The organism is Stenotrophomonas pictorum JCM 9942 (assembly GCF_001310775.1).
Classification (GTDB): domain Bacteria; phylum Pseudomonadota; class Gammaproteobacteria; order Xanthomonadales; family Xanthomonadaceae; genus Stenotrophomonas; species Stenotrophomonas pictorum.
In genome coordinates this window covers 1-11,740 of record NZ_BAZI01000059.1, presented here as the reverse complement: position 1 = coordinate 11,740, position 11,740 = coordinate 1, and the positions used below count along the sequence as shown (strand labels likewise).

General features: G+C 60.7%; 12 protein-coding genes and 1 pseudogene. 10 read left to right on the top strand and 3 right to left on the bottom strand.

Annotated elements, in window-relative coordinates:
- Nucleotides 1-303: 303 nt before the first annotated feature.
- The 3 genes from JCM9942_RS05250 to arsH form a co-directional block, all read right to left on the bottom strand.
- On the bottom strand, nt 304-1,782 hold the full coding sequence (locus tag JCM9942_RS05250) for a SulP family inorganic anion transporter (RefSeq protein WP_054658166.1): 1,479 nt from the start codon (nt 1,780-1,782) through the stop codon (nt 304-306).
- Between the two features lie 267 nt (nt 1,783-2,049).
- Entirely contained in the window at nt 2,050-2,469 is a 420-nt protein-coding gene (arsC, locus tag JCM9942_RS05245) for an arsenate reductase (glutaredoxin) (protein ID WP_054658164.1), read from the bottom strand.
- Nucleotides 2,466-3,254, bottom strand: coding sequence for an arsenical resistance protein ArsH (gene arsH / locus JCM9942_RS05240; protein ID WP_425478311.1), 789 nt, complete (start codon nt 3,252-3,254; stop codon nt 2,466-2,468). Before arsH ends, arsC begins: the two co-directional genes overlap by 4 nt.
- Here arsH and JCM9942_RS05235 point away from each other — a divergent pair.
- The 10 genes and pseudogenes from JCM9942_RS05235 to pstB all read left to right on the top strand — a co-directional run.
- On the top strand, nt 3,246-3,560 hold the full coding sequence (locus JCM9942_RS05235; protein WP_054658162.1) for an ArsR/SmtB family transcription factor: 315 nt from the start codon (nt 3,246-3,248) through the stop codon (nt 3,558-3,560). The two genes, arsH and JCM9942_RS05235, sit on opposite strands and share 9 nt — an antisense overlap.
- Before the next feature lie 26 nt (nt 3,561-3,586).
- Nucleotides 3,587-4,077 (top strand): annotated as a pseudogene (locus JCM9942_RS05230) (arsenate reductase ArsC).
- A gap of 20 nt (nt 4,078-4,097) precedes the next feature.
- On the top strand, nt 4,098-5,156 hold the full coding sequence (arsB, locus tag JCM9942_RS05225; RefSeq protein WP_054658160.1) for an ACR3 family arsenite efflux transporter: 1,059 nt from the start codon (nt 4,098-4,100) through the stop codon (nt 5,154-5,156).
- A 3-nt stretch (nt 5,157-5,159) separates the two neighbouring features.
- Nucleotides 5,160-6,143 carry a thioredoxin-disulfide reductase gene (trxB, locus tag JCM9942_RS05220; protein ID WP_054658158.1) on the top strand — a complete coding sequence of 328 codons (984 nt, stop codon included), beginning with the start codon at nt 5,160-5,162 and terminating at the stop codon, nt 6,141-6,143.
- Nucleotides 6,144-6,167: 24 nt separating this feature from the next.
- Nucleotides 6,168-7,238 carry an ArsO family NAD(P)H-dependent flavin-containing monooxygenase gene (locus tag JCM9942_RS05215; RefSeq protein WP_054658176.1) on the top strand — a complete coding sequence of 357 codons (1,071 nt, stop codon included), beginning with the start codon at nt 6,168-6,170 and terminating at the stop codon, nt 7,236-7,238.
- A 188-nt stretch (nt 7,239-7,426) separates the two neighbouring features.
- Nucleotides 7,427-7,861: an ArsR/SmtB family transcription factor gene (locus JCM9942_RS05210; RefSeq protein WP_089153137.1), complete on the top strand. Its 435-nt coding sequence runs from the start codon at nt 7,427-7,429 to the stop codon at nt 7,859-7,861.
- 78 nt (nt 7,862-7,939) lie between these two features.
- On the top strand, nt 7,940-8,992 hold the full coding sequence (locus tag JCM9942_RS05205) for a PstS family phosphate ABC transporter substrate-binding protein (RefSeq protein ID WP_054658156.1): 1,053 nt from the start codon (nt 7,940-7,942) through the stop codon (nt 8,990-8,992).
- A gap of 50 nt (nt 8,993-9,042) precedes the next feature.
- Complete coding sequence (gene pstC / locus JCM9942_RS05200) at nt 9,043-9,987, top strand: phosphate ABC transporter permease subunit PstC (RefSeq protein WP_172675046.1); 945 nt, start codon at nt 9,043-9,045, stop codon at nt 9,985-9,987.
- Complete coding sequence (pstA, locus tag JCM9942_RS05195; protein WP_082332067.1) at nt 9,987-10,916, top strand: phosphate ABC transporter permease PstA; 930 nt, start codon at nt 9,987-9,989, stop codon at nt 10,914-10,916. The genes pstC and pstA overlap by 1 nt, the downstream gene beginning before the upstream one ends.
- 14 nt (nt 10,917-10,930) lie before the next feature.
- Nucleotides 10,931-11,740, top strand: an 810-nt coding sequence (gene pstB, locus JCM9942_RS05190; RefSeq protein WP_256202305.1) for a phosphate ABC transporter ATP-binding protein PstB, incomplete at its 3' end; no start/stop codon positions are given.

The following is an 11,740-nucleotide window of genomic DNA, read 5'->3' as shown; positions in this document are numbered from 1 at the left end:
AAAGCGGACCAACACCAGGTGACGCGGGCCTCCCAGTAAGCGGGATCACAAGCCCGGACGTCCCTTCCAATCCCGTACGCGCACGTTGAAGCCTGGACCTTCGCTGCCATCGACCGCTTCAAACAGACCACGCTGCGCAGCTTGAGGTTCGGCAGGGAATCATTACGAACAAGGCCAGATTTGCGCTAAGCCATTGATATTACGCAGGCACGTAGGTGGAGACTTAGTCGTCGCTGCTAAAAGTTGACGCCGCGCCTCACAAGGTTCTAGGTGGGTGCCTAGCGGCACCCACCTATTTGCCGGTCAATGGCCAGACGATAGCGTGGCGCCCGGCGTTCGATGCTTGCCTAAGCGATCGACCAGCGTCTCACTCGCGTCGTTGAGACCATAGACCTCGACAATCGCGCCATGCTCACGCAGCTTCATTACCACCCGGTCCAGAGCGTCCACGGCGGTCAGATCCCAGAAGTGCGCATCTTTCAGATCGATGATGACGTCCTTGGGAACATCTAGATAGTTGAAGCCGCTCACGAACTGGCCAGCGGAGGCGAAGAACACCTGTCCCTTGACCACATAGACGCTTGACTCTGCGTCTACCTGGGTCATCTCGATGGTGAGCATTTTGCCAACCTTCCGGGTGAAGAACACTGCTGACAGGACGACGCCTGTCAGGACGCCCTTGGCCAGGTCGTGTGTAGCCACGGTGACTATCACGGTGCCAATCATCACCACTGACGAGCTCTTCGGATGGATGGCCAACTCACGCAGCGAGCGCCAGCTAAAGGTACCGATGCTGACCATGATCATCACCGCCACCAATGCTGCCATCGGAATCTGACTCACCAGGCCCGAGCCGTACACCACCAGCAAAAGCAGGACCACGCCGGCGACCAGGCAGGAAAGCCGGCCCCGGCCACCCGATGTGATATTGATCACCGACTGGCCGATCATGGCGCAGCCAGCCATGCCCCCGAAGAACCCGGTGACGGTGTTGGCTAACCCTTGGCCTGCACATTCGCGATTCTTCTGGCTCGGCGTCTCGGTCATGTCTTCCACGATCTGCGCCGTCATCAGCGACTCCAGCAGGCCTACCACCGCCAACGTCGCCGACACCGGCAGCAGAATCTGCAGCGTTTCCCAGGTCAGCGGCACGTTGGGGATCAGAAATACCGGAAGGCTGTCCGGCAGTTCGCCCATGTCGCCGACGGTGCGCACCTCAAACCCGAAGTACATGGAGGCAGCTGTCAAGACGACGATGGCCACCAAGGGCGAAGGAATCGCCTTGGTCAGCAGCGGCAATAGATAGATGATTGCCAAACCCACAGCACAGATCGCGTAGACCGGCCAAGGCATTCCGATCAGCTCGGGTAGCTGTGCAAGGAAGATCAAGATAGCCAGTGCGTTGACAAAGCCGGTGACCACCGAGCGTGATACAAAGCGCATCAGCGAGCCCAGTCGCATAGCACCGGCAATCATTTGCAGCACGCCTGCCAAGATCGTCGCCGCGAACAAGTACTGGATGCCATGATCCTTGACCAGGGTGACCATCAACAAGGCCATGGCGCCGGTCGCGGCCGAGATCATGCCAGGGCGACCACCGGCGATGGCGGTGATGACTGCGATGCAGAACGAGGCATACAAGCCCACTTTGGGGTCGACGCCGGCGATGATGGAAAACGCGATGGCCTCGGGAATCAGGGCCAGTGCAACGACGATGCCGGACAGTAAGTCGCCACGGATATTGCCGAGCCATTGCTGGCGCAGGGGATAGATTGCAGACATAGAAAATGATCTCCGCGCACGGCAGTGCGCGCCAAACGAAGGAAACAGGCACCCTTTCCAGACGTTACTGTCTGGATCGCTCTTCAATCAGGCGTCAGGGTGGAGTCATCGCTGGTGGATCATCAGGTTAGAGAATCGATATTGTAAGTCTAGAGCGAAGTGTTGGCGAGCGGAGCAGAGCATAGGAAGGTGTGCGTCTCGCTCATATTTGCTACCGCTAGCGCCAGGCACGGCATATGATCCCAAGGTGTTACGCCGAGTGAACTGTCAGACCACGCGCCTTCCCTCCTGATCGATCACCACCTCACCATCTTCCTTGGTAAACGGCCTGTCCACCGCTGGAAGGATGTCGAGTACGACTTCTGATGGCCGGCAAAGACGGATACCCGCCTCCGTTTGCACGAATGGGCGATTGATCAGTATCGGGTGCGCTAGCATGGCATCGAGCAAGGCATCGTCGCTGAGTGCGGCATCGCCCAGCCCCAGCTCGTCATGCGGCGTGCCCTTCTGCCGGATCGCATCACGCACCTTCAAGCCAGCTCCGGAAATCAGCTCGATAAGACGCACTCGGCTAGGCGGGTTGGTCAGGTAATCAATCACCTCGGGCTCAATCCCGGCGTGTCGAATCAAGGCGAGAGTGTTCCGCGAGGTGCCGCACTTCGGATTGTGGTAAATGACAGCGTTCATGCGCTTTCCTCTTGGTTCAACGCGGCTTCCAGCACGCCTGCGGCGGCTGCCAGCGCCGCCGCTTCAACAGCGCCTTTGCGCTCGCTGTAGCGATCCACCAGGTAGTCGCTGCGCCCGCGCACCAGCAGAGTGAACTTGACCAGTTCCTCCATCACGTCCACCACCCGATCGTAGTACGCCGATGGCTTCATACGCCCGTCGTCATCGAACTCCTGCCAGGCTTTGGCGACCGACGATTGGTTGGGGATCGTCACCATCCGCATCCAGCGGCCGAGCACGCGCAGCGTGTTGACCACGTTGAAGGACTGCGAGCCGCCGCAGACCTGCATCACTGCCAGCGTGCGGCCTTGGGTGGGTCGAACGCTGCCTTCTTCCAGCGGCAGCCAGTCGATCTGGTTCTTGAATACAGCGGTAAGGGTGCCGTGGCGTTCGGGGCTGACCCACACGTGGCCTTCGGACCACAGTGAGGCCTGGCGCAGCTCCTGAACCTTGGGGTGGGTAGCTGGCACCGAGTCCAGCATCGGCAGCTCATGCGGGTCGAACAAGCGGGTTTCCGCTCCGAGCTGTTCCAGTAGCCGCTGCGCCTCCAGCGCCAGCTTGCGGCTGAACGACTGCGGGCGCAGCGACCCGTACAAGATCAGGATGCGCGGGCGATGCTGCTGCTCGCCCGGATCACTGAGCTTGGCGGCCGTAGGAATGTCCAAGCGCCCGGAACCACGTTGGGAATCTGCTGCATGGGGGTTGTCCTGCCAATTCGATTCGAATATTCTAGAATCATGGAACATAAAAACGCAACCCACGCTCTTGCTGCCCTGGGCCATGCCACCCGCCTGTCGATCTTCCGCCTGCTGGTGCAGGCCGGCAGCGGCGGCAAGCTGGCCGGCGACATCGCCCAAGCGCTCGCCTTGCCTGGCGCCACACTTTCCTTCCATCTGAAGGAACTGCTGGCTGCCGGCCTGATCAGCGCCGAGCAACGTGGCCGGACCATCTGCTACCGGGCCGAGTTTGTGGCGATGAACGAGCTGCTGGCCTACCTCACCGAAAACTGCTGTGCCGACGAACAGTCCTGCGAACGCCCCGCTGGCTGCTGACCAACCCTACCTTAGAGATCGCTCAAATGACCCGTCGCGTCTTGTTCTTGTGTACCGGTAATTCCGCTCGGAGCGTGTTGGCCGAATCGACCCTGAAAAAATGGGGCGAAGGCCGCTACGAGTCCTTCAGCGCGGGCAGCCAACCAGCCGGTCGTGTCAACCCGTTCGCGATCGCCCAGCTGCAGCGCGAGGCTTCCCGGTGGACGGCCTGCGCAGCAAGTCGTGGGACGAGTTCGCCGAAGCTGATGCCGCCCCGATGGATCTGATCGTCACCGTCTGCGACAGCGCGGCGGCCGAGGCTTGCCCGGTGGTGTTTGGCGACTTTGTGCGGGTGCATTGGGGCCTGTTCGATCCGGCCGGTGTTGAAGGCTCGGACGAACAGAAGGCCGAAGCCTTCGATCGCGCGCATCAGATCATCAAGGCGCGCCTGAAGGCTTTCCTCGACATCCCCGACAACGCATGGGACGACCGCGACGCGCTCAAGGCCCAGCTCGAGCCGATCGCGCAGATCAACTGACCGTCTTTCCGGAAAATGCCATGACCACTGATACCTCCCGCCTGTCCTTCCTGGACCGGTACCTCACGCTCTGGATCTTCGCCGCCATGGCGCTGGGCGTCGGCCTGGGGGCGTTGTTCGAGGGCGCGCCCAGCGCGTTGAACAGCCTCTCCATAGGGTCGACCAACATCCCGATCGCAATCGGCCTGATCCTGATGATGTATCCGCCGCTGGCCAAGGTGAAGTACGAAGAACTGCCGCGGGTTTTCGCTGACAAGCGCGTGTTGATGCTCTCGCTGCTGCAGAACTGGATCATCGGCCCGTTCCTGATGTTCGGCCTGGCCGTGCTGTTCCTGCGCGACTACCCCGAATACATGACCGGCCTGATCCTGATCGGGCTGGCCCGCTGCATCGCGATGGTGCTGGTGTGGAACCAACTCGCCCGTGGCGACGCCCAGTATGTTGCTGGACTGGTGGCATTCAACTCGATCTTCCAGATCGCGCTGTTCAGCCTCTACGCGTGGTTCTTCCTGTCTTGGTTGCCGCCGGTGTTCGGTCTGCAGGGCAGCGTCATCGATGTTAGTTTCTGGACCATCGCCGAGGCTGTTCTGATCTACCTTGGCATCCCGTTCCTGGCCGGTTTCCTCACCAGTCGATGGCTGAAGGCGCGTAAGGGTGTGCGCTGGTATGAAGAGAAATTCCTGCCTGCAATCAGTCCGATAACCCTTGCCGCATTGCTGTTTACTATCGTGGCGATGTTCAGTCTGAAGGGCGGCGACGTGCTGCGAATTCCGATGGACGCAGTACGCATCGCGATTCCGCTGACGCTGTACTTCATCATCCAGTTCGTCATCAGCTTCTTCATGGGCAAGCTGATCGCCAAAGACTACCCCCGCACCACCGCGATCGCGTTCACTGCAGCAGGCAACAACTTCGAACTGGCGATCGCCGTGGCCATCGCGGCTTTCGGCCTGGCCTCGCCGGTCGCATTCGCCGCTGTCATCGGCCCACTCGTGGAAGTGCCGGTGCTGATCCTGCTGGTCCACGTCGCCTTGCGGCTGGGCAAACGCTACTTTCCTGCCGATGCACGGAGCCGCTGAGCCATGAGCACCACCCGACACATTCCATTGCTGATCCTTGGTTCCGGCCCGGCCGGCTGGACCGCCGCCGTCTACGCCGCCCGCGCCAACCTCAAGCCGGTGGTGATCACCGGCCTGCAACAGGGGGGGCAGCTGATGACCACCACGGAAGTGGACAACTGGCCGGGTGATGCCCATGGGCTGATGGGCCCGGACCTGATGACTCGCATGCAGGCGCATGCCGAGCGCTTCAAGACCGAGGTCATCTTCGACCACATCCACACTGCCGACCTGTCCCAGCGCCCGTTCAGGCTGATCGGCGACAGCGCCGAGTACACCTGCGACGCGCTGATCATCGCCACTGGCGCCACCGCCAAGTACCTGGGCATCCCGACCGAAGATCAATTCAAGGGCCGCGGCGTTTCCGCCTGCGCCACCTGCGACGGCTTCTTCTACCGTGACCAGGACGTGGTAGTGGTGGGCGGCGGCAACACCGCCGTGGAAGAAGCGCTGTACCTGTCCAACATCGCCCGCAAGGTCTACCTGATCCATCGCCGCGACACCCTGAAGGCGGAAAAGATCATGCAGGACAAGCTATTCGCCAAGGTTGAAGCCGGCAAGATCGAAACCGTCTGGCACCACCAGGTGGAGGAAGTGCTGGGCAACGAGGCCGGCGTGACCGGCGTGCGCGTGAAGTCGACCCTAGACGGCAGTACCCGCGACCTCGATGCACACGGGTTCTTCGTGGCCATCGGCCACCACCCGAACACCCAGCTGTTCGACGGCCAGTTGGCGATGAACAACGGCTACCTGGACATCCGCTCGGGCCTTGGCGGCAATGCGACCCAGACCTCGGTGGAAGGCGTGTTCGCCGCCGGCGATGTGGCCGACCAGCACTACCGCCAAGCGATCACCTCGGCCGGCTTCGGCTGCATGGCCGCGCTGGACGCCGAGCGTTACTTGGATGCACTCAATATCTCCGACCAGCAGCACAAGAACGCCGCCTGAGTGCTGCAGCGCGAGGAAGTCCAGATGGACAGCATCGATGTGGTGGTAATTGGAGGCGGTCAGGCCGGGCTGGCGGCCGGTTACTTCCTGCGTCGCAGCGGGCTGTCCTATGTGATTCTTGATGCCGAAACGTCTCCTGGCGGGGCGTGGCAGCATGCGTGGGAATCCTTGCATCTGTTCTCGCCGGCGGGCTGGAGCTCGATTCCCGGTTGGCCGATGCCTGCCACTCGGGAACCGTACCCGTCGCAGGCGGAAGTACTGGACTACCTCGCGTGCTACGAGCACAAATATGCGCTGCCGGTCATCCGTCCCGTGCAGGTGGAACGCATCAGCCGTTCGGGGAAACGGCTGCTGGTGGAAGCAGATGACGGCCGACAGTGGCACACACGCGCAGTGATTAGCGCCACAGGTACCTGGCGGCGTCCCTACACGCCCGGCTATGAAGGTTTGGACGCATTCGGCGGTGTGCAGCTGCACTCGGCCCACTACAGCCATCCCGAACCCTTCGCCGGAACGCGCGTGGCCATCATCGGTGGCGGCAACTCAGGCGCACAGATTCTGGCCGAGGTATCCAAGGTGGCCGAGACCACCTGGATCACCCAGCGGGAGCCAGCCTTTCTCGCCGACGATGTGGACGGGCGCGTTCTATTCGCACGCGCAACCGAGAAGTGGAGGGCTCAGCAGGAAGGACGCGAGCCGAATGTTCCAGAGGGTGGTTTTGGCGACATCGTCATGGTGCCGCCGGTGGTGGACGCACGGCGCCGCGGTGTACTGGTTTCCATGACGCCACCCGTCCGTTTCACCGCCACCGGCATGCAGTGGGCAGATGGCAGCGAACGCAACTTCGACGCGGTGATCTGGTGCACCGGCTTCCGGCCGGCCTTGTCGCACCTGGAAGGACTGGGTCTGGTCAACGCCCAAGGTCGGATCGACGTGGATGACACCAAGGTTCGTTCGATCGCAGAGCCATCGGTCTGGCTGCTGGGCTATGGCGACTGGAATGGTGCCGCGTCAGCCACGCTGATCGGCGTGACCCGTTATGCGCGGGAGGTAGTGAGACAAGTTACAGCCTGTTGCGCAGCTGCGTGTGGCTAGTCGGCAAAGAACATCCGCTGGGGTGCCAGTATCCCAACAAAGTCCCGCTCTGGCGGGACTTTTGCTTTGGAGGCCTCTTGAATCGTCATCTGAATAGCCACCTGTCATCAGGTTGTCATACAGAAGGGGGAGCATCTCAATCTGTCGACATATCTCGACATATCGACATATGCAACGGGAGAATCTCCATGGCCCAACCCCAACGTGTTCTGGACTTCGATTACTTCGAGCGACGCTCCTTGAGCGCGTCGATGTCCATCGACCACGCATTGGATGCCCTTTCGGCACTCAGCAATGGGGCGCGCCTGGTGATTTTCCGCACGCTGGTGAACCACGAGCCGGAAGGCCTCACGGCCGGAGTCCTGACCGACATGATGGGGATGCGCCACAACACGCTTTCCAACCACTTAGCAGTGCTTAGTCGCGGCGGGTTGATCTGCGGAACCCGCGAAGGGCGGTTCGTGCGCTACCGCGCCTGCCTGGACGGAATGCATGGGCTGTTGGGATTCCTGCTCGACGACTGCTGCGGCGGACGGTCTGAGCTGTGCCTTCAGCCGCACCCGACCGATCCTGCCTGCGACTGTGTGGCGGAGGTGCCGGCTCCGCCCAGACTTTTCAAATAGTCCTGCCCCATCCAGCTGGGGAGCTCGGTGGGCAAATACCAATAGCACCCAAGAACATCCGAACATAGGAGATTCTCAATGTATCTACGTCTCACTCTTCTTGCGGCAGCCACGCTCTCCATCGTCGCGTGCTCGCCCTCCAATACGCCGGCCGCTTCGGAGCAGAACGGCAATTCCGCGGCGGGCAAAACAGCCGAGATCAGCGGCATGGTGAGCACGGACGGTTCGTCGACCGTGTTTCCCGTCACCGAAGCGATGGCCGAAGAGTTCCAGAAAGAAAATGCCGGCATCAACGTAACGGTCGGCATGTCAGGAACCGGTGGCGGCTTCAAGAAGTTCTGTCGCGGTGAAACCGACATCTCCAATGCGTCGCGCCCGATCAAGGGTGAGGAGAAGGAAGCCTGCAAGGCCGCTGGCGTGGAGTACATCGAGCTTCCAGTCGCGATGGACGCTTTGACAGTCGTGGTCAACCCACAGAACACCTGGGCCAATGACCTCACCGTCGACGAACTGAAGGCCATGTGGGTGCCTGAAGCACAGGGCAAGATCACCAACTGGAACCAGATTCGTCCGAGCTTCCCGGACAAGCCGCTGGTCCTCTACGGTGCAGGTACCGATTCGGGAACCTACGACTATTTCACCGCCGCCATCGTTGGCAAGGAGCACTCCAGTCGCGGCGATTACACGGCCTCCGAGGACGACAACGTGCTGGTGCAGGGAGTCTCGGGTGATGCCAATGCACTGGGGTTCTTCGGTCTGGCCTACTACGAGGAAAACGCCGGCAAGCTCAAGGCAGTAGGCATCAAGACCAACGCCGCAGCCCAAGCGGTCGCGCCCAGCGTGGAAACCGCACGCTCTGGCCAGTATCAGCCTCTGTCGCGCCCGATCTTCATCTACGTAAGCAAGAAGGCCGCCGAAACCAAGCCCGAAGTCGCGCGCTTTGTCGAGTTCTATCTGGACTCCAAGCACTCCGAAGGATTGGTGCAGGAGGTGGGCTATGTACCGCTACCGGAGAACGCGTTGGCCGCAATGCGCGAGCGCTTTGCAAAGCGGGAGATTGGCACCGGCTTCACTGGCTCGAAGATTGGCGTTTCCATCGACGAGCTGCTGAAAGAGAAGCTGGTTTACTGACAATCATGGTCGGCGCGCACAGCGATGTGCGCGCCGGCTGAGGCCGTCTGATGAAAAGTAGTAGTTCCTTCCTCGATGTGGGTCCTGTCCCGCTTCAGCCAAGCGACGCATTTTTGCGCCGCCGACATGCCATCGACACACGCATTCGCCTGGTATTGTTTGTCGCAGCGGCGCTATCAGTTCTGGTCACCTTCGGCATCCTCTACGTCCTACTCAGTGAGAGCTTGAAGTTCTTCACCCAGGTGTCCGTCGTGGACTTCCTGACCGATACGCAGTGGACGCCCGTCTTCGAAGAGAAGCACTTCGGGATCATGACACTACTGTCGGGTACGCTGATGACCACGGCCATTGCCTTGGTTGTTGCCGTGCCTGCCGGCACGATTCTCGCGTTGTATCTCAGCGAGTTCGCCAAGCCCAGACTCCGCGAAGTGGTAAAGCCGTTCCTCGAGCTCATTGCAGGCGTACCAACGGTCGCTTTTGGGTACTTCGCTCTGCTGTTCTTGACGCCCATCTTTCAATCCTTCATCCCGGGTCTGGCACGCTTCAACCTGCTCGTGTCTGGGGTGGTCATCGGCATCATGATCTTGCCCTACATCGTATCCATGAGCGAAGACGCTATGCGCGCCGTGCCTGATTCGCTGCGTGAGGGGGCATACGCACTCGGATTCACCCGCCTTCAGACCGGATTGAAGGTGGTGACGCCAGCTGCGCTCTCGGGCGTCACCGCCGCTTACCTGCTCGGAATGTCGCGCGCGGTCGGCGAGACTATGGTAGTGGCTATCGCTGCCGGCCAGCAGGCCAGGATAGCGACCAATCCGCTCGAGGGTGCAGCAACTATCACCTCATACATCGTGCAGTTGAGCATGGGCGATCTTCCACATGAGTCGATTGCCTATCAGACCATCTTCGCCGCCGGACTGACGCTTTTCGCACTTACGTTCAGTTTCAACCTCTTCGCCTTCTGGCTCCGCAAGCGCTACCGGGAGGCCTACTGATGCGCGACCACATCGAGCCCATGGGCCTTGACGATGCTGCAATTACACGGCGCGCACGAGTTTCAGACTTGTGCTTCACCGTGCTCGGGCTGCTGGTACTGTTCCTGACCCTGACCATTCTGATGGCGCTTGTAGCCGACTTCGTAGTCGACGGCGCGGCCAGACTCACTCCAGACTTTTTCACCAACTTCCCCTCTCGCCGACCTGAGTCTGCCGGTATTCTCTCGGCTTGGATCGGTACTTGCCTTGTCATGCTGGTGACCGGGGTCCTTGCCGTGCCGGTGGGGGTCGCCGCAGGCGTCTATCTTGAGGAATACGCCCCGAAGCACTGGGTCACCGACTTTATTGAGGTCAATGTCACCAACCTTGCTGGCGTTCCTTCGATCATTTTCGGACTGCTGGCACTGGGCCTCTTCGTCCAAATGTTCGGGCTCGGCCAAACGATCCTGGTCGCGGGCATGACGCTTGCTCTGCTGATCCTGCCCATCATCATTGTCGCGACCCGCGAGTCACTGCGCGCCATTCCTCAAGACATCCGCGAGGCTGCTTTCGGGCTGGGGGCAGATCAGTGGCAGACCGTCAGCATCTTTCTACTTCCCGCCGCGCGTCCGGGAATCCTGACTGGCGCCATCGTGGGCATGTCGCGGGCCATTGGCGAAACCGCGCCGATCATCACCATCGGCGCACTGACCTTCATTGCCTTCCTGCCGCCATCACCAATCCAGGCATCTGCTCCCTTCATCAGTTTTGAATGGCTCAGCTCCCCCTTCACCGTGATGCCCATCCAGATGTTCAACTGGGTGTCGCGACCGCAGGCTGGCTTTCACGTGAATGCAGCTGCCGCCGGGCTGGTGCTGCTGGGTATGACCCTGCTGATGAACGGCTTTGCAATCTGGCTGCGATACCGCCTTCGCCGCCGCCTGCGGTGATCCACGGAGACAACATGAATCACTCGACCATCTCAATTCCGGTTCCCGTGGCCGAACGCACCTCAACCCCCGCGCACGATGCGACGGTGCGTGCTGAGGTTCGTGGGCTTGACTTCCATTACGACAAGTTCCACGCGCTGAAGGACATCAACCTGTCGATCGGCAGCAATCAGGTCACTGCGCTGATCGGCCCCTCGGGCTGCGGCAAAAGTACGCTACTGCGCTGCTTCAACCGGATGCATGACCTGTATCCGAACAACCGGTACTCCGGCGCGATCACCCTCATGCCGGAGAACCTGAATATCGTAGGGCCGGATGTGGACCCGATGCGCGTGAGGCTGCGCATTGGCATGGTTTTTCAGAAGCCAAATCCGTTCCCGAAATCGATCTTTGACAACGTGGCCTCAGGGATCATGATTCGCGGTGTGCGCAACAAATCAGTTGTCACTGAGCATGTCGAACGCGCATTGCGCGGAGCGGCCCTCTGGGATGAGGTGAAGGACAGGCTGGGTAAGTCAGCATTCGAGTTGTCCGGCGGTCAGCAGCAGCGTCTGTGCATAGCCAGGGCGCTGGCGCCCAACCCCGAGATCATTCTCTTTGATGAACCCACATCTGCACTCGATCCCATTGCAACTGCGCGGATTGAAGAGCTGATCGACGAGTTGCGTGCGCAGTACACCATCGTCATTGTTACCCACAACATGCAGCAGGCTGCGCGGATCTCGGACAGGACGGCATTCATGCACATGGGACAGCTCATTGAGAGTGGCCCTACGGCGGAGTTTTTTACTAATCCGAAAGAGCAGAAGACCCACGAGTACATG